Source organism: Erythrobacter sanguineus (genome assembly GCF_900143235.1).
Taxonomy (GTDB): domain Bacteria; phylum Pseudomonadota; class Alphaproteobacteria; order Sphingomonadales; family Sphingomonadaceae; genus Erythrobacter; species Erythrobacter sanguineus.
In genome coordinates this window covers 27,145-51,562 of the sequence record NZ_FRDF01000007.1, presented here as the reverse complement: position 1 = coordinate 51,562, position 24,418 = coordinate 27,145, and the positions used below count along the sequence as shown (strand labels likewise).

Here is a 24,418-nt window from a genome sequence, read left to right as displayed (position 1 = left end):
TTTACCCCTGCATGTCGCCCCCGACGGCGGTGAACAGGTCAACATGGGCCTGCGCAAGATCGGCATTGCCATCGATCAGCGCCTCGCGGCTCGAGATCAGCTGGCGCTGCACATCAAGCACGTCGAACAGCGAGGCGAGGCCTTCGCGATAAAGCGCATTGGACTGTTCGAACGCGGCCTCGCTTTCGGTCACGGCGTTCTGGAATTCCCCGGTGCGATCCTGCGCCGCACTGATTGCGGTAAGCGCGGTTTCGACCTCCGCCAGCACGCCAAGCAGGGCCTGCCGGTAGTCGGCCAGTTCGGCGGCAAGATTGCGCTCGGCAGCGCGCACCTCCGCACGGCGGCGACCGCCGTCGACAAGCGGCACGCCCAGCACTGCCGAAAGGTTGGCAAGCGCCTGCGAAAACAGCCCGTCAACACTGCCGTCACCCAGCGTCACGAAACCGGGAAGCGCCAGCGCGGGCAAAAGGTCGGCACGTTCAATCCCGACATTGGCTGCCGCGCCGGCAATTGCCGCTTCGGCCAGCAGCAGATCGGGGCGGCGGCGCAGCAGATCGGCGGGCACCCCGATTTCCGGGCCGCTGGCATAGCGCGGCACTTCGACTTCCCGCGAAGCCTCGGGAACACCCGAAGGTGTCTCGCCCACCAGCACCGCCAGCGCATTGGCGGAGCGCGCCCGTGCCAGCAGCAACAGCCCGCGCTGCGCCTCGGTGCGGGCCACGTCGGCCCGCGCGCGGCGCACGTCGAGATTGGACGAGAGGCCTGCCTCGAACCGCAGGGTGACGATCCGCAGTGTCTGACGCTGGAGATCGCTCGATTCCTCAAGCAGCCGCAGCCGCGCGGCAGTGCGTTTCAGTTCGATATACTGGCTGGCCACCGCCGCTGCGAGCAGGCGGCGCTGATCGGCAACCAGTTGCGCCGCTCCGTCAGCGGCTGCGACAGCTGCGGCACGCTCGGCCGAAAGCCGCCCGTTGATATCGATCCGCCATACCCCGCCAAGGCTCGCCGCGGCGCCGTCCCGACCGCTGCCCCGCTCATCAACGCCGACATCGCCTGAAAAGTCGCCATCAATGGTCGGGAAAAAATCGGAACCTTCCGCAACCACAATTGCCCGGGCTGCGGCGAGCCGCTGGCGCGCTGCCTCCAGCGAGGGGTTGCCGGTAAACGCGGCGACAATCAATCGGTCGAGTTCAGGATCGGCAAAGCCGTGCCACCACGCGTCATCCAACCCCACATCAGGCCGCGCCCCAGCGAAATATTCGGGCGGAAGGGTGGTGCCGGCGACAGGGTCGACTTGCGGAATGCGCGGCGTGGCGCAGCCCGCAAGCAACAGCAGTGCAGGCACAAGGGCAGTGAGCCAGCGCCTCATGCCGCTGCCCCGGCCGGGCCGCCTTCCGCGTCGGCCCGCAATTCGCGTTCAAGCCGGGCAAGATCAACGCTGCGCGGTTTCGCCAACGGCGCGATCAGGGCATAAAGCGCCGGGACGAGGGCGAGTGTGAACACCGCTGCAATCCCCAGTCCGCCGAAGATCACCCAGCCGATCGCCTGCCGCGCCTCGGCTCCGGCACCGCTCGCGATCACCAGTGGAACCGCGCCGAGCACGGTCGAAATCAGGGTCATGGCGATGGGCCGCAAACGCAGCGTCGCCGCATCACGGATCGCGGTTGGCACATCGGCCCCTTCCTCGCGGCGCTGGTCGGCGAACTCGACCATCAGGATGCCGTTCTTGGCCATCAGTCCGATCAGCATGACGAGCCCGATCTGCGAATAGATGTTGAGCGAGGTGCCGGTGGCAAACATCGCGAACAGCGCCGCCGCCAGCGCAAAGGGGATCGAAACAAGAATGACGAACGGACTGGCGAGGCTTTCGAACTGGGCGACCAGCACGAGGAACACGATCAGGATCGCAAAACCATAGGTCAGCAGCAATTCGCGCGAACTTTCTTCCAGCAGCTGCGCCTCGCCCTGCAGGATCGGCTCGATCCCCTCGGCCAGCACTTCATCCGAAAGACGTTCCACTTCGGCGATGGCATCGGCCAGTGGCACGCCGGGGGCGACGGCCGCCTGCACTTCGATCGCACGGCGCTGTTCGGTGCGTTCGAGTTCGGCGGCAACCCCCTCCTCGCTGAACCGGGTGAGCGATGACAGCGGCACCAACCCGCTTTCCCGGGAGCGCACATAGAGATTGCCGAGATCGGCAGGCCGCGTGATCGACACGGTCTGCGCCGTCAGGAAGATCGGGATCGCCTGATCATCGACGTTGAGATCGACCACTTCAAGCCCATCAACCATGGCCCTGAGAGTAAGCGCGATATCATCAAGCGCCACGCCGAGATCCGCGGCGCGCGCACGGTCGATCCCGATCGAAAGCTGCGGCTGGGTCGGCTGGTAGGAAACTTCGGGGTCGGAAAGGATCGCCGACCCATCAATGGCATCGGCCAGAGCGCGCGCAGAGCGGTAGATGCCTTCGTAATCATTGCCGGTCAGCGCGACCTGGATACCACCCTGCGAGCGGCCGCCTCCACCGCTAAGCGTGGAACGGCCGCGGGCCGATGCGCGCGAGCCCGGAATGGCATCGAGTGGTGCTTCCAAGGCGGCGACAATATCGCCCTGGCTGCGGGCCCGCTTGTCCCAGTCGGCCAGAGTCATGGTAACCTGCACCAGATTGGGGTCGTAACGCCCGACAATCGCCAGCGAGGATTCGATTTCGCCGCGCTCCTGCAAGGGGGCAAGCACGGCCTCGATCTCGTCCAGCTCGCGGTCCATGAAGGCAAGACCCACCCCGTCAGGCCCGCGCGCCCAGACATAAAGGCTCGCACGGTCTTCCTCGGGCGTCAGTTCCTCGTCGATCTGGGTATAGACCAACCCCGCCCCCAGAAGCGCCAGAACCGAGGCTCCCACCACCCGCCACGGACGGGCGATGCAAGCCGCAACAAGCGCGTCATAGCGCCGGGCAATGCGGGAGGCGAAGGCCTGCAGGCGCGGGTTCGGATCGGCCCCGTCCCCGGCAAGGTCGATCTTGGCGGCGAGGGCCGGCACCAGACTGACCGCAACGAAGGTCGACAAGATCACCGCAATTGCCAGCACGAAACCGAATTCGCGGAACAGGCGGCCAGTTTCGGACGGCAGGAAACTGATCGGCACGAACACTGAAATGAGCACTGCAGTGGTGGCGATCACCGCAAAATAGACCTGCCGCGTGCCCAGCACCGCCGCCGCCTTGCGCCCCAGCCCCTGCTCCTTCTGCAGCCGCTGGGCGTTTTCCAGCACCACGATGGCATCATCGACCACGAGACCCGTTGCCAGCACTAGCGCCAGCAAGGTCAGCAGGTTGATCGAGAAACCCAGCGCCCAGATCCCCGCAACCACCCCGATCAGCGCGATCGGGATGGCGGTGCCGGGGATCAGTGTGGGCTTCAGGTGGCCGAAGAACAGGAAGATCACCCCCATCACCACCAGCACGGTGATGACCAGCGTCACCATCACCTCGCGCACCGACACACGAATGAATTCGGCATCATCCGAGATGACCTTGACGGTAATCTCATCAAACCGCGCATCGATCCGCTGCACCGCCGCGCGGGTGGCGTCGGAAATGGCGATGGTGTTGGAGTTGGCCTGGCGGATCACCCCCAGCCCGATCACCGGCTCGCCATCAAGGCGCACGTAGCTGGTGGCATCGGCAGGGGCGAAATAGGCCTGCGCCACATCGCCGATTGTCACCTCATCGCGGACCACGACATTCGCGATCAGCCCCGGATCGGCAGCGTTGGCCTCCACCCGCACGAGCAGTTCCTGTGAATCGGAGCGGAATGATCCGGCCGGCGTGTCGAACGGCGCCTGTTCGAGCGCGGCGGCGACATCGCTGATCGTCAGGCGGTAGCGCGCCAGCCGGATCGGATCAATCGCGATCCGCAGCTGGGTCGGACGCGCGCCGAAAGGCTCGATACTGGCGACGCCCTCTGCGGCGAGCAATTCGGGGATGATGTCGTTTTCGACAATCCGGGTCAGTTCGGCGACGTCATACCGGCGGCTGGAAACCGCCAGTGTCATGATCGCTTCGGCATCCTGATCGGCCTTGACCACCCGCACCTGCTCGGTCCGGTCGGGCAGGTCGCGCGTCACCCGGCTGACCGCTTCGCGCAGGTCGGACGCGGCTGTGTCGAGATCGGTGCCGGGGTTGAATTCAACCCGGATGCGGCTGTTGTTCTCCTCGCTCGAAGAACGGATATTGCGCACCCCGTTCACCCGTGCCGCGGCATTTTCCAGCAGCGAGGTGACTTCGGCATCCATCGTCTCGGGCGCGGCACCGGGCAAGGTCGCGCCGACAGTGACGATCGGGCGATCGACATTGGGCAGTTCGCGCACCTCGGTGCCAAGCAGCGCGGCCACTCCGGCGATCACGATCAGCAGGTTGAGGACGATAACCAGCAGCGGTCGCTTGACCGCCAGCAGCGGAAGATCGGTGCGGGTGCTCACGAGGGCGCGACCTCGACCTCGGCGGCATCGCGGGCGGGCTCCTTGACCAGCGTCACAGCCTGTCCCTCGCGCAGTTTCTGCACGCCTTCGACGATGATCGGCGTGCCCTTGGCGATCTTTGCTTCGAGCAACACCAGACCGTCGCGGCGCGAGGCGATGGTTACCGGCACGCGCACAGCCTTGCCATCGCGCACCGCGAAGACCGAGGAACCCTCGCCGGTCCACATGACCGCAGCTTCCGGCACTGCCGGGCGCAGCTGGCCGCTATCGGCAAAGCGCACCGAAAAACTCATGCCGGGGCGAAAACGGTCGGCCGAATTGTCGATCGCGGCGCGGGCGCGGTAGCTGCGCTGCTCTTGCTCGATGGTGCTGTCGACCGCTTGAATCGTGCTGGCGATGACTTGATCAGGGTCGGAGAATGACACCACCTCGACGTTCTGGCCGGGCCTGAGGCGGCGAAACACCGCCTCGGGCGCATTGAAGTCGACGAACAGCCGCCCGCGCTGGTCGATCTGGGCGATCAGCGTGGTCGGCGTCACCCGGTCGCCGGGGTCGAGATCGGAAAAGCTGACATGCCCGCTGAAGGGCGCGCGAATGGTGCGTTCGGACAGCGCCAGCGCGGCCTGGTCGCGCTCGATCTGCGCAGCGGCGAGCGCGGTCTCGCCCGCTTCGATCTGGCTGTCGGACAATGCGCCGGTATCCTCGATCCGGCGATAGCGCGAGAGCAGCTGGCGCGCCTCCTCGACCCGGACTTCAGCCAGCTTCAGCGCCAGCCGCTCGGCCCGGGCATCGAGTTCGACCAGCACCCCGCCTTGTTTCACGAACGCCCCCGGCCGGAACCGCACCGCCGAAATCCGCCCTGAAACCTCCGGAAAGATCTGCGCCGAACGCGCGGCCCGCGCCGTTCCGACTGCCTCGACGATATCCTCGTCGGCGAGCAGGCGTGCGGGCTCTGCCACCACAGCAACCTTGCGATCGCCGCCGCGTTCCTGATCGGCAGAGCAGGCGGCAAGCAGCATCAAGGCCGCCACGGAAAGGATAAAGCGCATCGGAATTGGGGTTTTTCGAATCTTCGCAGGTCTGTCCAATCAATCCTGCGGCGCGCTTCGGGTTCCGGAGCGGGCAAGGAAAAGGGCGCCGGGCATGATGAACCGGCGCCCCGATCCTTGTTTCGTCGCTTATCGCAGGTCGAAACGGTCGAGCATCATCACCTTGTTCCAGGCCGTGACAAAGTCAGCGACGAACTTGTCCTCGCCGCCCTCAAAGGCATAGACTTCGGCAACGGCGCGCAGTTCCGAATTGGAACCGAACACCAGATCGACTTCGGTCGCAGTCCACTTCATCGCACCGCTTGTGCGATCGCGGCCCTCGTAAAGACCCTCGGTCGCGGCCGGCTTCCATTCATTGCCCATGTCGAGCAGATTGACGAAGAAGTCATTGCTGAGCGTGCCGGGACGGTCGGTGAACACGCCGTGCTTCGCCTGTCCGGCATTGGCATCAAGCGCCCGCATGCCGGCGACCAGCACGGTCATTTCCGGCACCGAAAGGGTCAGCGTGTCGGCCTGATCGATCAGCATCTCGCTCGGCGAACGGCGCGCGCGCGGACTGTAGAAGTTGCGGAAACCATCAGCCGCGGGGCGCAACAGTTCGAAGGATGCAGCATCGGTGTGCGCGTCGGTCGCATCGACACGGCCCGGAGTGAAGGGCACGTTTACGCTGTGACCCGCAGCCTTCGCCGCATCTTCGATTGCCACCGCTCCGCCCAGAACAACGAGATCGGCGATCGACACCTGCTTTGCGCCCGAACGCGCATTGAAGCCTGCCTGCACGCCTTCCAGCGCCGTGACCACCTTGGCGATGGTTTCAGGGTCGTTGACACCCCAATCCTTCTGCGGGGCCAGACGGATGCGCGCGCCATTGGCACCGCCGCGCATATCAGTGTCGCGGAAGGTCACCGCCGAAGCCCACGCGGTGCGCACCAGTTCGGAGCCCGAAAGCCCGGTCTGGCGGATCGAATCCTTCAGCGCGGCGACATCGCCAGCCTCGATCATGGCATAATCTGCGCGCGGCAGCGGGTCTTGCCAGATCAGATCTTCGGCAGGCACTTCGGCGCCGACGTAACGCATCTTGGGGCCCATGTCGCGATGGGTCAGCTTGAACCATGCGCGCGCGAAGGCTTCGTCCATCTCGGCCGGGTTCTTGACCCAGCGGCTGGTGATTTCGCCGTAAGCCGGATCATACCGCAGCGCGAGATCGGTGGTCAGCATCACGGGCGGATGGAACGTCTCGGCATCATGCGCATCGGGCACGAAGGTGACCTGATCCGCATTCTCGGGCTCCCACTGCTTTGCGCCCGCCGGGCTGGTGGTGAGCTTCCATTCGAAAGCATAGAGATTGTCGAGATAGTTGCTGCTCCAGGTCACCGGAGTGGCGGTCCATGCGCCTTCCAGCCCGCTGGTGATCGCATCCGGCCCCGCGCCGGTGCCGCAGCTGTTCTTCCAGCCCAGGCCCTGCGCCTCGACGCCTTCGGCCGCCGGTTCCTTGCCGATGCAGCCCGCTGCCTTGTGCGCACCGTGCATCTTGCCGATGGTGTGTCCGCCAACGATCAGCGCTGCGGTTTCCTCGTCGTCCATGCCCATCCGCGCAAAGGTGGTGCGAATCTGCTGGGCCGACTTGAGGATATCGGGATTGCCTTCCGGCCCTTCGGGATTGACGTAGATCAGCCCCATCTCGGTTGCACCCAGCGGGTTGTCGAGATCTTCGCCCTCGGCATTGCGTTCAGAGGTCAGGAACTTGGCTTCAGGCCCCCAGTAAACCAGCTCAGGCTCCCACGCGTCCACGCGTCCACCGGCAAAACCATAGGTCTTGAGGCCCGTGTTTTCCAGCGCGACATTGCCAGACAGGATGATCAGGTCCGACCATGAAAGGCTGGCGCCATATTTCTGCTTAACCGGCCACAGCACCCGGCGGGCCTTGTCGAGATTGCCGTTGTCGGGCCAGGAATTGAGCGGTTCGAAACGGATTTGCCCGCCATCCGATCCGCCGCGTCCGTCACCTGAACGATAGGTGCCCGCGCTGTGCCAGGCGAGGCGGATGAACAGGCCAGCGTAATTGCCATAGTCCGCGGGCCACCAGCTTTGCGAATCCGTCAGTGCAGCGTCGATATCAGCCTTGACCGCCTTCAGATCGAGCTTGGCGAATTCGCCAGCATAATCAAATTCGGCGCCGTTGGGGTCGGGGTTGTATTCGTTCTGGCGCAGGCGGCTGAGGTCAACCACGTTCGGCCACCAATCCTGCACCGAGCGCGGCGCGGCTTCACCCTGCGGCACGCCGGCGCGGCCCATCCCGGGTTCGTTGAAGCCCGGCGGAGTGGCGCCTGCAGGCATGGCGAGGAGAAAGCTGGAAGACAGGAGCAGCAGCCCCTTCAATCTGTTCGACATCGGATTTCCCTGTTTGTTAGCGAAACAATCATGTCGCAGCCCGGAGGGGCCGCAACGCGCCATGCCGCAATGGAGCGGAACGGGCGTTGCGGCAAACGGGTTGTCCCGATGACTGTAATCCGAAAAATCTGATGAAGCTTCAGCACAAGCACCATCAGACAACCGTGCGCCGACCACTGCCGCGCCAATCGCTGCCAGGTCTGAGCGAGCCAGGTGCCAGCGGAACGGACCAAGCCGCACCACTGCATCAATACATATGCTGGCCGCCGTTGATGCTCATGGTCGACCCCGTCATGAAGCCGCCGTTCTCGGAGGTGAGAAACGCCACCCCGCGAGCGATTTCCTCGGCCATGCCCAATCGCCCGACCGGGATCTTGGCAACGATCTTTTCCAGCACCGGCGCAGGGACAGCGGCAACCATGTCGGTATCGATATAACCGGGCGCAATAGCGTTGACCGTCACCCCGAACTTCGCGCCTTCCTGTGCCAGCGCCTTGGTAAAGCCGTGGATGCCGGACTTGGCGGCGGCATAGTTGACCTGACCATACTGGCCTGCCTGCCCATTGATCGAGCCAATATTGACGATCCGGCCCCAGCCGCGTGTCCGCATTCCGGGGAAGGTCGCCTTGGCCATGTTGAAACACCCGCCGAGGTTGATGCGGATCACCTCGTTCCAGTCCGCGAAGCTCATCTTGTGAAGCGTGCCATCGCGGGTGATCCCGGCATTGTTGACGACAATGTCGATGGGGCCGAACTCCGCCTCGACTGCGGCGCAGCCCGCAATCGCCGCCTCGTGATCACCCACGTCCCACCGCCTCGCGGGGATGCCGGTGGCTTCGGTAAAGGCGCGGGCCTTGTCGTCATTGCCGGCATAATTGGCGATGACCGTGTGGCCCTGCCGCTGGAGTCGCTTGCAGATCGCGTCCCCTATCCCGCGCGTTCCCCCGGTAACGATGGCAACCCGGCTCATGGCACTCCCTCCCCAAAAAACAGCGATAGTACTGCTATCTAGCCGTGCCGTAAGGCCAGGGGAAGCGGGGAATAGCTATGCGGAACCGGCGCCAGACCGGGATCAGAATTTGATCTGCGTCCCGACGTAGACAGCCTGGCTATCCTGCACCGAATTGGTCAGGGGATCGAGCCGCTCGCGCTCCTGCGAATAGCGTACGCCCGCCGTCACGTTGAGGTTGGGCGAGAGGCGGAAGCTGCCACCCACGCCCACGGTCTGCGCGCCGATCGAATCGAGCGTGTTGGGCGAACGCCCTGCGATCTCGCGATCTTCCAGCTCGATGCGCGGCTGCAAACGCGAAGGCTTGTTCTCGGCCGTGGGGCGGGAAGGTTCGAACTGCGACAGATCGGGCAGCGCCATCCGGCGCACTTCGGAAGGAAGTTCAACTGGGCGCGCGAAGCTTTTGTAGCCGCGGGCCGAACCAAGCTCGAACCGGCTGGCCTGAAGCGCGGCAAGCCCGACACCGCGTCCGGGTACCGCGTCGATCGTCTTGCGGACGGTGATCGCCTTGGCTTCACCGCCATCGACGCGCACGGCCACCGTCACTGTCCGTTCGCCTGCGATCGGCGCGGCACGCGCCGGCGAGAAACGGATGCCGAGCGCGCGCGCCTTTTCAGCGACACGCGCAGCCAAATTCGGATCGACCGACGCAGGCGTAAAAACATCGAAACCCAGAGTTTCGACCGATGCAGATCGCACGGCGGCATCCTTGCCGACCAGCGCCAGACCCGCACTTGGCAATGCCAGAGCCAGCGTACCGCACAGCGCCAGCAGCGAACGCTGCATCCTTGCTGTCCTGTTTGGCACCTGTACCATTACGCCGACTGCTTTCTTATCTGTTTATTCGAGCGAGTATAACACTCTAAGTAACCTGAACGGTAGCTGAGTCGCTCCGGAAACGCCCTTAGGTGATAAAGAGACCAGCCGGGGTTGCAATGGCCTTGCCGGAGCGACAGCCGGATTCACGCAGAACCTGTGGCTTCACGCACACAGAATCCGTAGCTGGCGCGTTACAAATGCCCTGTTCAGCCATGGCGAAACCACCAGTGCCTTTGTCACCGGGCAGCCCGGCGGCAGTTCGTCCGCACGGGATTACTGCGGATCGACGCTTGCCGCGCGGGGTGTGAGGACTATAGAGCTTGGCTGACGCAGATGATGAGGAATTACCGGCAGTGACACGCGCCAATCCCGCCCCCAACCGCACCGGTCCGGCCCGGACCATCGGCACCGTCCTGCTCGGCGGCGCGCTTATGCTGCTCGCTGCCTGTGGCGGCGGCGATCGTCCGCGCACCGAATTGCAGGCGGCGCAGCTCAACACCATCGGCGTTAATGCCTATCTGTGGCGCGCGGCGCTCGATACGGTCAGTTTTGCACCCTTGCTGCAAGCCGATAGTTCGGGCGGCGTGATCGTGACCGACTGGTATACCAATCCGACCAACCCCGGCGAACGCGTGAAACTGACGATTACCATCCTCGATCAGGATCTGCGCGCCGATGCGCTGCGCGTGGCGGCGAGCCGGCAAGTAAGCGAGACCGGAAACTGGGTCGGAGCGCCGGTGCAGGCGGCCACCGTGCAGAAGTTGGAAGACATCATCCTCACCAAGGCCCGCGACTTGCGCCGTCAGGCGCTCGCCTCCTGAGACCCGCCACCAAGCCGGCCCGAACGGAACACCGCGCATGACTGACACCCGGTTCGACCCTGCCGTCGCCGATGAACGCTGGCAGCATGCCTGGGCCGAGGCAGGAACCTTCACCGCCGATTCGGGCAGTCCCAAGCCCAAAAGCTACATCCTCGAGATGTTCCCCTACCCCTCCGGGCGCATCCACATGGGCCATGTGCGCAATTACACCATGGGCGATGTGCTGGCGCGCTATCAGCGGATGCAGGGTTTCGAAGTGCTGCACCCGATGGGCTGGGATGCCTTCGGGATGCCGGCGGAAAACGCGGCAATGGAAAAGGGCGTGCATCCGGGCGGCTGGACGCGGACGAACATCGCGCAGATGAAGGCGCAATTGCAGCGCATCGGCTTTGCGCTCGACTGGACGCGCGAATTCGCCACCTGCGATCCCGAATATTACGGCCACGAACAGGCGCTGTTCCTCGATCTGTTTGCGGCGGGCCTCGTCTACCGCAAGGAATCGACCGTGAACTGGGACCCGGTCGACATGACCGTGCTCGCCAACGAACAGGTGATCGACGGCAAGGGCTGGCGCTCGGGCGCGGAGGTCGAGAAGCGCAAATTGAACCAGTGGTTCCTGAAAATCACCGACTTTGCCGATGATCTGCTAGAGGGCTTGGGGAAGCTGGAGGACTGGCCCGAGAAGGTTCGCCTGATGCAGGAGAACTGGATCGGGAAGTCGCAGGGGCTGGAATTCTCGTTTGACCTCTCCGACGGCGGGAAGCTGCCGGTTTACACCACCCGCCCGGACACGATCTTCGGCGCGAGCTTCTGCGCCATCGCCGCCGATCACCCGATTGCCCAAGGGCTGGCGGGCGACCCAGAGGTCGCCGCCTTCATCGAGCAGTGCAAGCGCGGCGGCACCAAGGCCGCCGAGGTCGAGACGGCGGAGAAGCTGGGCTATCTGACGCCGATCACAGCGAAGCATCCGTTTAGCGGTGCGGACCTCCCGGTCTTCATCGCAAACTTCGTGCTGATGGAATATGGCACCGGCGCGGTGATGGGCGTGCCGGGGCATGACCAGCGCGACTTTGAATTCGCGACCAAATACGAACTCCCGATCATGCGCGTGGTCGCCGCTGATCCGGCCCGCGCCGACGAACCGTTCAAGGGTGAGGCCGAAGCGGGCGATGGAGCGATCGTCAATTCGGACTTCCTCAACGGGATGAGTGTCGAGGACGCAAAACAGGCCGTCATCACCCGCGCGGAAAGCGAAGGCTGGGGCGAGGGGCGCACCGTCTGGCGTCTGCGCGACTGGGGCGTTTCGCGGCAACGCTATTGGGGCACGCCGATCCCCTTCATTCACTGCGATACCTGCGGCGTGGTGCCGGTGCCCAAGGATCAGCTGCCCGTCACCCTGCCCGAGGATGTGAGCTTCGACATCCCCGGCAACCCGCTCGAACGTCATCCGACATGGAAGCACGTGGACTGCCCCAAGTGCAGCAAACCTGCCTTACGTGAGACCGACACGCTCGACACCTTCACCAATTCCTCATGGTATTTCCTGCGCTTCGCCAGCCAGCCCGCCGACCGCCCCTTCGACCCCGAAGAGGTCGCCAAGTGGATGCCGGTGCAGCACTATATCGGCGGCATCGAGCACGCGATTTTGCACCTGCTCTACGCCCGCTTCTGGACCCGCGCGCTGGCGCATATGGGCCAGATCGACGTGGCCGAACCGTTTGCCGCGCTGTTCACGCAGGGCATGGTCACGCACGAGACCTATAGCCGCACCGATGAAGCGCGCGGCGTGCCGGTGTTCTTCGGGCCGGAGGAAGTCGACCGCACTTCCGACGGCGCGACGCTGCTGGCAGATGGCGCACCGGTCGAAGTCGGCCGTGTCATCAAGATGTCGAAGTCGAAGAAGAACGTCGTCGATCCCGATGCGATCATCGCCCGCCACGGCGCGGACGCGGTACGCTGGTTCATGCTGTCGGACTCCCCGCCCGAGCGTGATTTGCCGTGGTCGGATGCCGGGATCGAGGGCTGCGCGCGCTTCGTCCAGCGGCTGTGGCGCTTGTTCCAGGCCTATGACGCGGACGCAACCGGCGAGGACAAGGGCCTCGACCGCAAGACCCACCAGACCATCGCTGCCGTCGCCGCAGACATTGAGGCACTCGGCTTCAACAAGGCCGTGGCGCGCATCTACGAGCTGACCGGCGCGGCGGAAAAAGCCGCGCCTTCGGCCAGCCGCTCGGCGGCCATTCGCGCCCTCGTCCACCTTGCCGCGCCGATGATGCCGCACCTCGCTGAGGAGGTCTGGGCCAAGATGGGTGAAGGCCTGATCGCCGATGCCCCCTGGCCCGAAGTCGATCCCGCACTGCTGGTCGATGACGAGGTCACCATCGCGCTCCAGCACATGGGCAAGCTGCGCGATACCGTCACCGCGCCCAAGGGTTCCTCGAAGGAAGATCTCGAAGCACTCGCGCTGGCCTCGGCCAATCTCCAGCGCTCGATTGACGGCGCGGCGATTCGCAAGGTCATTGTCGTACCGGACCGATTGGTGAATATCGTCACCTGATGCCCGGAAAACCTGCCTCGCTCCTCGCCCTTGTGGCCCTGCCCGCCCTCGCTGGTTGCGGGCTTTCGCCGATGTATGCCGGTGGCGGCTCTGCGGCTGTGGCACAAGGCCTCGCCGCGGTGGATGTGCCCGCGATTCCGGGCCAAGGCGGCTGGCTGGTGAGGAATGCGTTGCAGGATCGGCTGGGCGTCGCCGGGAATAGTGCGTCGGCCTACCGGCTCGACGTGCGGCTTGACGATTCGCTCGAAGCGCTCGGCGTGCTTAACGACGACACGATCAGCCGCGAACGCCGGATCCTGCGCGCACGTTACCAGCTGGTCGATACATCCTCCGGCGCAATCCTGCTCGATGCCACCGCCGGATCGGATGCGGGGATCGACGTGGTCTCATCCGAATATGCCACGATCGCTGCCGAACAGAAGGCGCTTGAAAACCTCGCGCTTGAGCTCGCCGAACAGATGGCAACCCAGGTCTCGCTGGCGCTGCGCGCGCGCGCTGCCGCGGCACCATGAAGGCCAAAGGCAGCGATTTCGTTCGCGGCCTGCCCGCCGGCATAGAACGGCTGACGATCTTTTTCTTCTGCGGCCCGGACGAAGCAGGCTCCAGTGCCGCAGCCAACCGTGTTGCCGCCGCACTCCCCGATGCAGGCGAACGGGTGGAGCTGACGGGAGCTGATCTGAAGCGCGATCCTGCTCTGCTGGGTGACGAAGCGCGCTCCAACTCGTTGTTCGGCGGCAAACGGCACATTGTCGTGCGCGCCAGCGGCGAGGAGGCGCATGACGCGTTGCAGGTCCTGATCGAAACAGGTGAGGCCGGGGCAGGCACAGCCGCGCCGGTGCTTGTGGTGGCGACCTCGGCGACCGACAAGTCGCGCACCGCCAAGCTGCTGGAAAAACGGAAAGATGCGCTGGTGGCGATGTTCTACCCGCCCGACCTTTCTGCGGTCGCAGGCGCGGTCAGGACCATGGCGGACGCTGCGGGACTGAGGCTGGGCGGCGATCTGGCCGAACGGATTGCGCGAGGCGCCGGGCTGGACGTGCGGCTCGCGCAGTCGGAAGTCACCAAGCTTGCGCTCTATTGCGATGCCGATCCGCAATCGCCCAAATCGGCCACGCCCGAGGATCATGCCGCGATCGGTGCGGCAACCGAGGAGGACGGCTTTGCCCCGCTGGTCAATGCCGTGCTCGGCGGCGAGCTCGGGCGGGTGAGCGGCGAGATCAGGCGGATGCGCGAAATCGGACTTAATCCGGTCGGCCTTGCGCTGGCGCTGGAACGGCGCGCGGCGCAACTGGCGCAGATCAGCGCCCATCTCGGCCCGCGCGGTTCGTTCGACCGGCTCGACAAGGGGCAGAAGGCGCGGCTCGGCATCTTCTTCAAGGAAGATCGCGATATCCGACAGCAATTTGATCGCTGGCGCCTGCCCGCCCAGCGCGGCGCCAAAGTGACCCGGCTCGACAGGCTGATCCCGCGGCTGGCCGAACTGCACCGCACATTGCTCGCCAACAGCCAGGCAGCGGAACTGCTGCTGGCGCAGGAACTGGCCGAAATTGCCCGATATGCCGCGAAGCGGTAGCAAAATGTGACAGGCTGCATTTCGCAGTCGCACAAAAACCCCTTTTATATGTAAGGAACCCTAGGTAATGCCTCGTAAGGGTCGCACCTTGGGGGAAGGTACGCATGAATCTCGTCACGCCGAAACTTCTGGAATCGGTCCGACACGAGAATGTCGAAAGCAAGCTTGCGCCCTCGTTGGACCGGCGCCGTCTGCGTACCTATGCGCTGATCCTGATTGCCGACGCCGCCCTGTTCAACCTCGCCTTTGCGCTTGGCAGTCTGGTGTGGGAAGGCCGCTGGGCCGAACCGCGCGCCATGCTCGCCGCGCAGGCGATGCTGCCCGCCTTCTTCACGATCGCGTTCTACAACAGCTCCTACGGGCTGAAGGCGCTTTCCGACTGGCTGTTTGCAACCCGCAAGGCGCTGATCGCTCTGGTGATTTCAGCCGGTCTCATCAATTTTGTCGCGTTCTACACAAAATCCAACGAGGATTTCTCCCGGGCTGCGGTAACTCTTGGCCTGCTGTTCACCGCGATCATGCTGTTCGCGCTGCGGTGGAGCATCACCATGCTCATTCAGTGGCGCTGGAACGGGCGGATCGCCAACCGGCTTGTGATCGACGATGACGGCTCCAGCTTCCTTTATCCCGATGCCGTCGCGATTTCGGCAAGGGCATTCAACCTCGATCCGGGCAGTCACGACCCCTTCATGCTCGATCGTCTGGGCAAATTGTTACGCAATCAGGATCACGTTGTGATCAGTTGCCCGCGTGAACGGCGCGAGCAGTGGGCATTCATGCTCAAGTCGGCCGGGGTCTACGGCGAAATCGTCAGCGAGCCGGCGCACAGCCTCGGCGCGGTCGGCGTGCATCGCTATGCCGAACTCGACCGCACAACTCTGGTCGTCTCGACCGGCCCGCTCGGCCTGCGCTCGCGGATTGTAAAGCGCGCCTTCGACATCGCCGTCGCCGCAGCCGGGTTGCTTGTGCTTTCTCCACTGCTGCTCGCCGTGGCTTTGCTGATCAAGCTGGAGGATGGCGGCCCGGTGCTGTTCGTGCAGCGTCGGCTAGGGCGCGGCAACCAGTTCTTCGAGATGCGCAAGTTCCGTTCCATGCGCGAGGAAAAGCTCGACCATGACGGCGAACGCTCTACCGCCCGCGACGATGACCGCATCACCCGCATCGGTGCCTTCATGCGCCGCACCAGCATCGACGAACTGCCACAGCTCATCAATGTGCTGCGCGGCGAAATGTCGATCGTCGGTCCGCGCCCGCACGCGTTGGGCAGCCGCGCCAACAACAAGTTCTTCTGGGAAGTCGATCGCAAGTACTGGCAGCGCCATTGTCTCAAGCCAGGGCTCACGGGACTGGCGCAGGTGCGTGGTCATCGCGGTGCGACCGAGTTCGAGAAAGATCTCACCGACCGGTTGCAATCCGATCTCGAATATATCGCCAAGTGGTCGCTGATGCGCGATATCAAGATCGTGCTCAGGACCGTGATGGTGCTCAAGCACGACAACGCCTACTGAAAGCTGGCGCCTATTGCTGGTCGTCATCCCGCTGCGGGACAGTGAATGTGCCGGTTACCCTGCCATTCGCCGGAGCGCCAGCGGCGCTGCGCGCGACGCTACCATCGACCGTCGACAGCCCGCTTTCCAGATCGATCACAAGCCGCCCGCCATTGAGTGTGTCGCTGCCCCGGCGCAGGCGGACATCGCCGGCCATGGTGATGATCCGGCGGTTGAAATCGTAGATCGCATTGTCACCGCTGGCGCGCTCATCACCGCGTGTGATGGTGACCCCCCCCGTCGCCGTGATGCGCTGAATTTCGAGCCCGTCCGCATCGGTGTAGTTGACCAGCATGCGGTCAGAACGGATGTTGAGACCGGCCTGCGTCACGCTCACCCCGCCACTGAACACCACGCGGTTGACGCGGTCTTGGAGATCGATCCGGTCAGCGGCGATATCCACCGGCGCGCGCGAATCATGCGCAGCAATGCCCTGAGCGTGCAGCGCCATGCCGCTGGCCAGCGCGCAGGTCAGCGCAAAGCCGCCAATGCCCCAGGCGATAACAAGCCGGCGCAGCGGGCGGCGAGAATTCTGATGCGGCATCACGGCTTCCTCAATTTACCCGGGGTCATGGTTAACCGCGCATCGCCTTCAAGCATGAGCCTGCGGGCGCTGAGATCGGCGCGCATGCTGCGGGCCGAGAACGTCCCGGCAGGAACTTCGCCGGTAACGCCTTGATCGCCGAGCATTTCGCGCGCCTTGAGATCGACGGCAACCCCGCTTGCAATCATCGTGTAGCCATCATTGGCGGTGAGCCGTACCGGGCCATCCACCGCCACGGTCTCGGCATCTATATCATAAACACCGCCCCGCGCGCTGAGCCGCGCCGGACCGTCGACAAGCACCATCTGCGCAACCAGATCCTGCATCCGAACCAGCCCTTCAATGCTGGACCGCTGCACCGCTTCGCCTGCCATCAGCGAAAATGGCCGTCCGGTGTCGTCACGCCCGCGATACATGGCATTATCGACGCTCAGACGCTCGTCGATCAGCGCAACCTTGTTGCGGTCGAGCAGGAAGCTGACCTCGCCGCGCGGAGAAAGCGGGCTGATGATCATCAGCGCGGCGACGACCCCGACGGCCATCGGCAGTGCGCGGGCAAGGAAGCCGACCAGCCTGTCATGCGCGCCGCCCGGCGCCGCAAAGTGTTGGCGGCGGCTGCGCAAGGCGCGGGCCTCGCTGGTCTCGATCCGGGTGTGGCTGGTGACCATCGCGCGCCTGTTCTTATGCGTGGGCGAAGATGTCGGTCTCGGCCCAGCCGGCAAGATCGAGCAAGGCGCGGGCGGGAAGGAAATCAAAGCACGCCTGGGCCAGATGCATCCGCCCCTCGCGCTCCAGCCGCACGGTCAGTTCACCCTGCAGGCGGTGCAGATAGCGCACGTCGCTGGCAGCATATTCGCGCTGCGCATCGGACAATACCGGCCCGCCCCAGTCGCTCGACTGCTGCTGCTTCGACAGGCTTTCCCCGAGCAATTCGTCGACCAGATTCTTCAGGCCATGCCGGTCGGTATAGGTGCGGGTCAGGCGGCTGGCGATCTTGGTGCAGAACACCGGGCCCGCCGTCACCCCGAGATAGTGATGTAGCGCGGCAAGATCGAAGCGGGCAAAATGATAGAGCTTCACGCGCGCCGGATCGCCCAGCACCGCCTTGAGATTGGGCGCATCATAGCTGCTGCCGGGATTGAAGCGCACCAGATGTTCATCACCGGAACCATCGGACAATTGCACCACACACAGCCGGTCACGCGGGGTGACGAGGCCCATGGTCTCGGTATCCACCGCAATCGCGCCACTGCCGGCCAATACGCCAGCGGGCAGGTCTTCCTCGTGAAAATGCACAGCCATGCACGATGCCCTACGCCGATTGGGGAAAGAGGGAAAGGGCAGACTCGCCTGACGCCTCAGCAAGGGTATAGCCTTGCGGAGATGACAAGCGAGACAATTCCCGATAGCTGGCGCGCGGCGCTGGAGCCTGCGCTTGCGACGCCGGAGGCGCGGCGGCTGGGCGGCTGGCTGAAGGCCGAAGAGGCGGCGGGCAAACAGGTCTATCCCCCTCGCGGAACACGGCTGACCGCGCTTTCGCTGACCCCGCTCGATCAGGTGCGCTGCGTTATCCTCGGGCAGGATCCCTATCATGGTCAGGGGCAGGCGCATGGCCTTGCCTTTTCGGTACGGGACGGCGTGCGCCCGCCGCCTTCGCTGGCCAATATCTACAAGGAACTGGAAAGCGATCTCGGCCTGCCGCGCCCTGTGACCGGCGACCTTACCCGGTGGGCGCATCAAGGCGTGCTGTTGCTCAACAACACGCTCACGGTAGAGGCCGGGCAGGCTGGCAGCCACGCTGGACGCGGGTGGGATGCAATCACCGATGCCTGCGTTGCTGCGGTCGCCGAGCGGGACGTGCCAACCGTATTCATCCTGTGGGGCAGCCATGCGCGCAAGAAGGCGGGGCGTATCCCCGCCCTGCGAGATGGCCCGACGCATCTGATACTGACTTCTGCCCACCCCAGCCCGCTGTCGGCGCATGGTGGCTTTTTCGGCTCGCGCCCGTTCAGCCAGGCCAATGCTTTTCTGGAGCAGCGCGGGCGCGGCGCGATAGACTGGAGATTGTGATGTCCGACGATGTGGTTCTGTTGGAAGTCGCGGATGGCATCGCCACCGTCACCCTCAACCGCCCGCAAGCGATGAATGCGCTCAACCGCGCGCTGCGCCAGCGGCTCGCCGCGGTGATGCGCGCAGTCAACGCGGACGATAATGTGCGCGCCGTGATCCTGACCGGCGCGGGCGAGCGGGCGTTTACCGCCGGGCTCGACCTCAAGGAACTCGGCAGCGAGGCCGGCGCGCTAGGCAGCGCCAATGCGACCGATCCGGCGGATAATCCGGTCAAGGCGATCGAACTCTGCTGCAAGCCGGTAATCGGCGCGATCAATGGCGTCGCCATTACCGGCGGCTTCGAGGTCGCGCTCGCCTGTGATGTGCTGGTGGCGAGCAGCAATGCGCGCTTTGCCGATACCCATGCAAGGGTCGGGATCGTGCCGGGCTGGGGGCTGTCGCAGAAGCTCAGCCGGATGATCGGGATCTCCCGCGCAAAAGAACTCGCCTTCACCGGCAACTTCCTCGATGCGGCGACGGCGCATAGCTGGGGCCTTGTCAACCACGTGGTCGCGCCCGATGAATTGCTCCGGCTCGCCCGCAGGCTGGCGAGCGACATGGCGGGGATCGATCCGGGCTTTCTGGCCACCTACAAACGCCTGATCGACGATGGCTTTGCCATGAGCTTCGGTGAGGGGCTGGCGCTCGAGGCCGAACGTTCCAGCGCTGCCAACTCCGCCGTCGCCCCGGAGGAAGTCGAGGCCCGCCGCGCCGCAGTACAACAGCGCGGGCGCCAGAATTCCGCGCCGCAGGGCTAAGTCGCGCGCAGCTGACGATGGCACTGCTTGCGCATTAATTGACATTAACAATGCCATATCATAGCGATTTCGACACCGTGCCCGCGACGGCCCCGGAAGGTTTCGAAGCAATGGCTACATCCAGAATTCCCCGCATTCCGTCCGCCAAAGGTCCGCTTGCCGATGGCCGGCGCGAACGCAGCCGGTCGAGCCGGTCGCGCATCGCCGCCGCCATGCTCGATCTGGTGGCAAAGGGCGAGGTCGCGCCCAGCGCCGCGCAGGTGGCCGAAGTCGCCGGGGTCGGGCTGCGATCGGTCTTCCGGCACTTCAAGGACATGGATGCGCTCTACCGCGAGATGACCGAGGCGATCGAGGCCCAGGTTCTCCCGATCCTGTTGCGCCCGCCGGAAGGTGCGGGCTGGAAGGACAGGATTCATGACCTTGCCGGGCGTCGCGCCCGGATCTTCGAGACGATCATGCCGTTTCGCATATCGGCCAATGTGCGGCGATTTGAATCCCCTTACCTGATGCAGGACTACCAGCGGTTGCTGCGGCTTGAAGCGGAAACGCTTGGCGCGCACTTGCCCGAGGCTGTCCGGGCCGACGGTGTGGGCGCGCAAGCGCTGGGCGTAATTCTCAGCTTCAACACATGGCGGCTGCTGCGCCATGATCAGGGCCTGCCGGTCGAGCAAGCCAAGGCGGTGGTGCTACGGCTGCTGGATGACGCGATGGCCCGCTGGACAGAGGCATGAAACGGATTGCGCTGACCTGCCTGTTTGCCCCCGCACTGCTGGCGGGCTGCGAAGCCCCGCCAGAGCCTGCGGCGGCATCCTGCACCGGCCTTGCAGGCGATGCGATGGTGTGGGTGCCCGGTGGGCGTTTCACCATGGGCGAGAACCCGATCTATCCCGAGGAAGGCCCGCCAAGCGTGGCCGTGGTGGAAAGCTTCTGGATGGACACCCACGAGGTGACCAATGCGCAGTTTGCAGCCTTCGTCGCGGCGACTGGATACCGCACCATGGCCGAACGCGCGCCGCCTGCCATCCCCGGCGCGCCGGCAGAGATGCTGCAACCGGGATCGGCGGTGTTCCAGGCCCCCTCGCAACCGGGGGAGACATGGTGGCGCTGGGTGACGGGCGCGGACTGGCAGCACCCTTCCGGCCCGCAGGACTCCATCGCCGGAAAGGAACGCCACCCGGTCGTGCAGGTCGCCTACGAGGATGTCGAGGCCTATGCTGCATGGGCTGGCAGGCAATTGCCGACCGAGGCCCAATGGGAATATGCCGCACGGGCCGGCGCGCCCGCCCTGCCCGAACCGGTCGATGCGGAAGGCCGCCCGCAGGCCAATTACTATCAGGGCGTCTTCCCGGTGAAGGACCTTGTGGAAGATGGCTTTGCCGGAGCCGCACCGGTCGGCTGCTTTCCGTCCAATGGGTTCGGGCTCCACGACATGATCGGCAATGTCTGGGAATGGACCAGCACCTCCGGCTCACGCGCTGATGCGGTCGAACCGGCCGGCGTGATCAAGGGCGGATCCTACCTGTGCGCGGCGAATTATTGTGCGCGCTACCGGCCCGCAGCGCGGCAGTTTCAGGAACGCGGGCTCGGCACTGATCATATCGGCTTCCGGCTGGTCGATAATGACAGGCCGCCGCCTGCGGATTGACCGCGCCGCATTATAATGACATTCATCATGTCAATAGATAGGCAAAGGCGAGAGGGCGAGTTGGAGATTCTGCGCACCCCCGATGCGGCCTTCGAAGGGCTGAGCGATTTTCCCTTCGCGCCGCATTACCTCGAGATCGCCGATCCGCGCGCTGCAGCACCCTTGCGCATCCACTATATCGACGAAGGCCCGCGCGATGCGCCGGTGGTGCTGATGATGCACGGCGAACCGAGCTGGAGCTATCTTTATCGCCATATGATCGGCCCGGTGGTTGCCGCTGGCTACAGGGTGCTCGCCCCCGATCTGATCGGCTTCGGCAAGTCCGACAAGCCGGCGGCCAAGTCCGACTATACCTACGCCGCCCATGTCGAATGGATGCGCCAATGGGTCGAGGCGCTGGATCTTTCGCGCATCACACTTGCGTGTCAGGACTGGGGCTCGCTCGTCGGGCTCAGGCTGGTGGCAGCCATGCCCGATCGCTTTGCCGGGGTGGTATTGTCGAACGGCGGCCTGCCCGAAGGCGGCCCGGCACCGCGTGTCTTCGCGATCTGGCGTGGCTTTTCGCAATGGAGTCCGTTCTTCCCGATCGGCCGGATCATCAACAAGGGCACCAGGCGTGAACTGAGCGCCGCGGAAATCGCCGCCTATGACGCCCCCTTCCCCGATGCGCGCTACAAAGCCGGGGCGCGGATCTTCCCCAGCCTCGTGCCCTTTGCCGGCAACCCTGCCGTGCCCGACCAGCAGCGCGCATGGGAGGTGTTCGAGCGCTTCGACAAGCCGTTCCTTTGCGCCTTCAGCGACCGCGATCCGATTACGCGCGGCGGCGAAAGCCGCTTCATTGGCCGCGTGCCCGGAACTGCGGGCCAGTTGCACCGCACGCTCAAGGGCGGACATTTCATTCAGGAGGACGATCCGCAAGGCTTTGTTGCGGCGATCCTCGACATCGCAGCCAAAGGCAAAGCGCCATGAAGGTCACCAACCATCTTCACCCCTCGCCCGAACAGGCCATGGCATTCTTTGCGGGGCAGGAGGACGGGCCGATGTGCATGGTCAATCTCCTCAGGTTCAAGGACAAGGCCGCCTATCCCGATGGTTCGGATCCCGGGCTTTCTGGGCGCGAAGCCTATCTGCGCTATGCTGTCGGGGTGCAGGCCTGTCTTGCGGCGGTGGGCGGCACGGTGCGCTTCAGCGGCATGGTCACCGACCTGTTGCTGGGCGAGGTCGAGGAGCTGTGGGACATGGTTGCCATCGCCGAATATCCCTCGCGCGCGGCGATGCTGGAGATGGTGCAATCGCCCGAGTATCAGGCGATTGCCCGGCACCGTGATGCAGGGCTGGCCGGGCAGCTCAACATCCGCACCAAGGCAGCCGGCGGATGAAACGCTGGCAGAAAATCCTGCTTGGCGTGGCGGTGCTGGCGGTGGGTCTCGGCACGGCGGCCTATCTCAACCGCATCACGCTGCTGCTCGCCTATGTGAGCTTTCGCGGCAGCATCGCGGTTGCCGCCAACCGTCCGGTTCCGTGGCAGGAAGGCCCCGCGCGCGCCGAACAACCGCCGGCCGAACGACCGCCGAATATCGTCTTCATCCTGTTCGACGATCTTGGCATCAATGATCTTTCGACCTTCGGCGGCGGGGTCGCGGATGGACGGGTTCCGACCCCGCATATCGACCGCCTCGCGGCGGAGGGCGCGATCTTCACCCAGGCCTATGCCGGCAATGCCACCTGCTCGCCCTCGCGCGCGCAGCTGATGACCGGGCGCTATGCCACCCGCACCGGATTTGAATACACCCCGACCCCGCAGGGCATGCCGCGTCTGGTGGCGATGATGTCGCGCGAACTCCAGCCCGACCAGCCGCCGGTCGAATACGATGGTGATGCTGACGCCGCAGCCTTGCCGTTCGAGCAGCAGGGGCTGCCGCCCGAGGAGGTGACGATCGCCGAGGTGCTCAAGACGCGCGGCTATCATACGGTCCATATCGGCAAGTGGCATCTCGGCAACGCGCCGCAATTCCATCCCAACGCGCAAGGTTTTGACGAGAGCCTCAACCTCGACGGGTTGCTGCACCTGCCCGAAGATCACCCCGAAGTTGTCAATGCGCGGGTCGATTTCGATCCGATCGACCGTTTTCTGTGGGCCTCGGCGCGTTTCGTCACCAGCTATAATGGCGGAGAGAAATTCGTCCCGGGCGGCTATCTTGCCGTTTACTGGACCGACGAATCGCTCAAGGTGATTGAGGCGAACCGCAACCGGCCCTTCTTCCTCTACCTGTCGCACTGGGGCGTGCACACGCCGCTGCAGGCCACGCGCGCGGATTATGAGGCGGTGGGCGATATCGGCCCGCACCGCCTCCGGGTCTATGCCGCCATGGTCCGCGCGCTCGACCGCAGCGTCGGGCGGATCATGGCCAAGCTCGACGCCGAAGGGCTGGCCGACAACACACTGGTGGTAATCTCCAGCGACAATGGCGCGCCGGGTTACATCGGGCTTTCGGGGCTCAACGCGCCCTATCGCGGCGGCAAGGGCAGTTTCTTCGAGGGCGGCATCAAGGTGCCGCTATTCGTGCGTTGGCCCGCCCGCGTGGCGCCCGGAACGCAAGTGCCGATCCCGGCCGCGCATGTCGACCTTATGCCCACGCTGGCCGCCGCAGGCACCGCCGCGCTTCCGCAAGGGGTCGCCATCGACGGACGCAACCTCCTGCCGACGCTGACCGGCAGCGGCACGCAAGACCGCGCCGACGCGCCGCTGTTCTGGAGCAGCGGCTATTACAAGGCAGTCCGCGACGGGGACTGGAAGCTGCAGGTGAACGCGAAGCAGGACAAGGTGTGGCTCTACAACCTCGCCAGCGATCCGGAGGAACGCACCAACCTTGCCGCCGCCCAGCCGGCCCGCCGCGCCGCGCTCGAAGCCCTGCTCGCGGCGCATCATCGTGACAGCCGCAAGCCGCTTTATGCCAGCACCCTCTCGATGCCGGTACGAATCGACAAGACGCTGGCCGAGCCGTTCGAGCCGGACGACGAGTTCGTTTACTGGCCGAACTGAGCTGAGCGGCAGGCGAGGGGCTTGCCCCCGGCCAGGACGTCAAGGCATCCGCGCCCTGTGGTGACTACCTCACA

21 protein-coding genes are annotated in these 24,418 nt (G+C 64.8%); 12 read left to right on the top strand and 9 right to left on the bottom strand.

Annotation, left to right across the window (positions count from 1 at the left end; all coding sequences use genetic code 11):
- Nucleotide 1: 1 nt before the first annotated feature.
- From BUA05_RS07070 to BUA05_RS07045, 6 genes are all read right to left on the bottom strand, one after another.
- Nucleotides 2-1,369, bottom strand: a complete 1,368-nt coding sequence (locus BUA05_RS07070) for a TolC family protein (protein WP_072673967.1) — start codon at nt 1,367-1,369, stop codon at nt 2-4.
- Nucleotides 1,366-4,479, bottom strand: a complete 3,114-nt coding sequence (locus BUA05_RS07065) for an efflux RND transporter permease subunit (RefSeq protein WP_072673966.1) — start codon at nt 4,477-4,479, stop codon at nt 1,366-1,368. Before BUA05_RS07065 ends, BUA05_RS07070 begins: the two co-directional genes overlap by 4 nt.
- Nucleotides 4,476-5,528, bottom strand: a complete 1,053-nt coding sequence (locus tag BUA05_RS07060) for an efflux RND transporter periplasmic adaptor subunit (protein ID WP_072673965.1) — start codon at nt 5,526-5,528, stop codon at nt 4,476-4,478. The genes BUA05_RS07065 and BUA05_RS07060 overlap by 4 nt, the downstream gene beginning before the upstream one ends.
- A 129-nt stretch (nt 5,529-5,657) precedes the next feature.
- Nucleotides 5,658-7,919, bottom strand: a complete 2,262-nt coding sequence (gene katG / locus BUA05_RS07055) for a catalase/peroxidase HPI (RefSeq protein WP_072673964.1) — start codon at nt 7,917-7,919, stop codon at nt 5,658-5,660.
- Nucleotides 7,920-8,166: 247 nt separating this feature from the next.
- Nucleotides 8,167-8,889: an acetoacetyl-CoA reductase gene (gene phbB / locus BUA05_RS07050; RefSeq protein WP_072673963.1), complete on the bottom strand. Its 723-nt coding sequence runs from the start codon at nt 8,887-8,889 to the stop codon at nt 8,167-8,169.
- 102 nt (nt 8,890-8,991) lie between these two features.
- Nucleotides 8,992-9,714, bottom strand: coding sequence for a hypothetical protein (locus tag BUA05_RS07045; protein WP_072673962.1), 723 nt, complete (start codon nt 9,712-9,714; stop codon nt 8,992-8,994).
- A gap of 464 nt (nt 9,715-10,178) precedes the next feature.
- Here BUA05_RS07045 and BUA05_RS07040 point away from each other — a divergent pair, with 464 nt between their 5' ends.
- From BUA05_RS07040 to BUA05_RS07020, 5 genes are all read left to right on the top strand, one after another.
- Nucleotides 10,179-10,568, top strand: a complete 390-nt coding sequence (locus BUA05_RS07040; protein ID WP_072674047.1) for a DUF3576 domain-containing protein — start codon at nt 10,179-10,181, stop codon at nt 10,566-10,568.
- A 37-nt stretch (nt 10,569-10,605) separates the two neighbouring features.
- On the top strand, nt 10,606-13,125 hold the full coding sequence (gene leuS / locus BUA05_RS07035) for a leucine--tRNA ligase (RefSeq protein WP_072673961.1): 2,520 nt from the start codon (nt 10,606-10,608) through the stop codon (nt 13,123-13,125).
- On the top strand, nt 13,125-13,637 hold the full coding sequence (lptE, locus tag BUA05_RS07030; protein WP_072673960.1) for an LPS assembly lipoprotein LptE: 513 nt from the start codon (nt 13,125-13,127) through the stop codon (nt 13,635-13,637). Before leuS ends, lptE begins: the two co-directional genes overlap by 1 nt.
- Nucleotides 13,634-14,698 carry a DNA polymerase III subunit delta gene (locus BUA05_RS07025; protein ID WP_072673959.1) on the top strand — a complete coding sequence of 355 codons (1,065 nt, stop codon included), beginning with the start codon at nt 13,634-13,636 and terminating at the stop codon, nt 14,696-14,698. Before lptE ends, BUA05_RS07025 begins: the two co-directional genes overlap by 4 nt.
- A 104-nt stretch (nt 14,699-14,802) precedes the next feature.
- Nucleotides 14,803-16,206: a sugar transferase gene (locus BUA05_RS07020; RefSeq protein WP_072673958.1), complete on the top strand. Its 1,404-nt coding sequence runs from the start codon at nt 14,803-14,805 to the stop codon at nt 16,204-16,206.
- A 10-nt stretch (nt 16,207-16,216) separates the two neighbouring features.
- On the opposite strand, the gene BUA05_RS07015 is transcribed toward BUA05_RS07020, so the two are convergent.
- The 3 genes from BUA05_RS07015 to BUA05_RS07005 are packed head-to-tail and all read right to left on the bottom strand — an operon-like array spanning nt 16,217 to nt 18,091.
- A complete protein-coding gene (locus BUA05_RS07015; protein WP_072673957.1) occupies nt 16,217-16,789 on the bottom strand; it encodes an LptA/OstA family protein in 573 nt (190 codons plus the stop codon).
- The gene (lptC, locus tag BUA05_RS07010; RefSeq protein ID WP_072673956.1) at nt 16,789-17,457 is read right to left on the bottom strand and encodes an LPS export ABC transporter periplasmic protein LptC; all 669 of its coding nucleotides are present in this window, start codon (nt 17,455-17,457) and stop codon (nt 16,789-16,791) included. The genes BUA05_RS07015 and lptC overlap by 1 nt, the downstream gene beginning before the upstream one ends.
- 13 nt (nt 17,458-17,470) lie before the next feature.
- A complete protein-coding gene (locus tag BUA05_RS07005; RefSeq protein ID WP_072673955.1) occupies nt 17,471-18,091 on the bottom strand; it encodes a ribonuclease D in 621 nt (206 codons plus the stop codon).
- Nucleotides 18,092-18,172: 81 nt separating this feature from the next.
- Here BUA05_RS07005 and ung point away from each other — a divergent pair, with 81 nt between their 5' ends.
- The 7 genes from ung (at nt 18,173) to BUA05_RS06970 (ending at nt 24,344) form a co-directional block, all read left to right on the top strand.
- Nucleotides 18,173-18,859 carry a uracil-DNA glycosylase gene (gene ung / locus BUA05_RS07000; protein ID WP_072673954.1) on the top strand — a complete coding sequence of 229 codons (687 nt, stop codon included), beginning with the start codon at nt 18,173-18,175 and terminating at the stop codon, nt 18,857-18,859.
- A complete protein-coding gene (locus tag BUA05_RS06995) occupies nt 18,859-19,656 on the top strand; it encodes an enoyl-CoA hydratase (protein WP_086616463.1) in 798 nt (265 codons plus the stop codon). The genes ung and BUA05_RS06995 overlap by 1 nt, the downstream gene beginning before the upstream one ends.
- Before the next feature lie 110 nt (nt 19,657-19,766).
- On the top strand, nt 19,767-20,387 hold the full coding sequence (locus BUA05_RS06990; protein WP_072674045.1) for a TetR/AcrR family transcriptional regulator: 621 nt from the start codon (nt 19,767-19,769) through the stop codon (nt 20,385-20,387).
- Nucleotides 20,384-21,301 (top strand): formylglycine-generating enzyme family protein, encoded by a 918-nt coding sequence (locus BUA05_RS06985; RefSeq protein WP_072673953.1) that lies wholly within the window; start codon nt 20,384-20,386, stop codon nt 21,299-21,301. Before BUA05_RS06990 ends, BUA05_RS06985 begins: the two co-directional genes overlap by 4 nt.
- A 60-nt stretch (nt 21,302-21,361) precedes the next feature.
- Nucleotides 21,362-22,270, top strand: a complete 909-nt coding sequence (locus BUA05_RS06980) for a haloalkane dehalogenase (RefSeq protein ID WP_072673952.1) — start codon at nt 21,362-21,364, stop codon at nt 22,268-22,270.
- Nucleotides 22,267-22,680 carry a DUF1330 domain-containing protein gene (locus BUA05_RS06975; RefSeq protein WP_072673951.1) on the top strand — a complete coding sequence of 138 codons (414 nt, stop codon included), beginning with the start codon at nt 22,267-22,269 and terminating at the stop codon, nt 22,678-22,680. Before BUA05_RS06980 ends, BUA05_RS06975 begins: the two co-directional genes overlap by 4 nt.
- Complete coding sequence (locus BUA05_RS06970; protein WP_072673950.1) at nt 22,677-24,344, top strand: sulfatase-like hydrolase/transferase; 1,668 nt, start codon at nt 22,677-22,679, stop codon at nt 24,342-24,344. The genes BUA05_RS06975 and BUA05_RS06970 overlap by 4 nt, the downstream gene beginning before the upstream one ends.
- Nucleotides 24,345-24,418 lie beyond the last annotated feature (74 nt).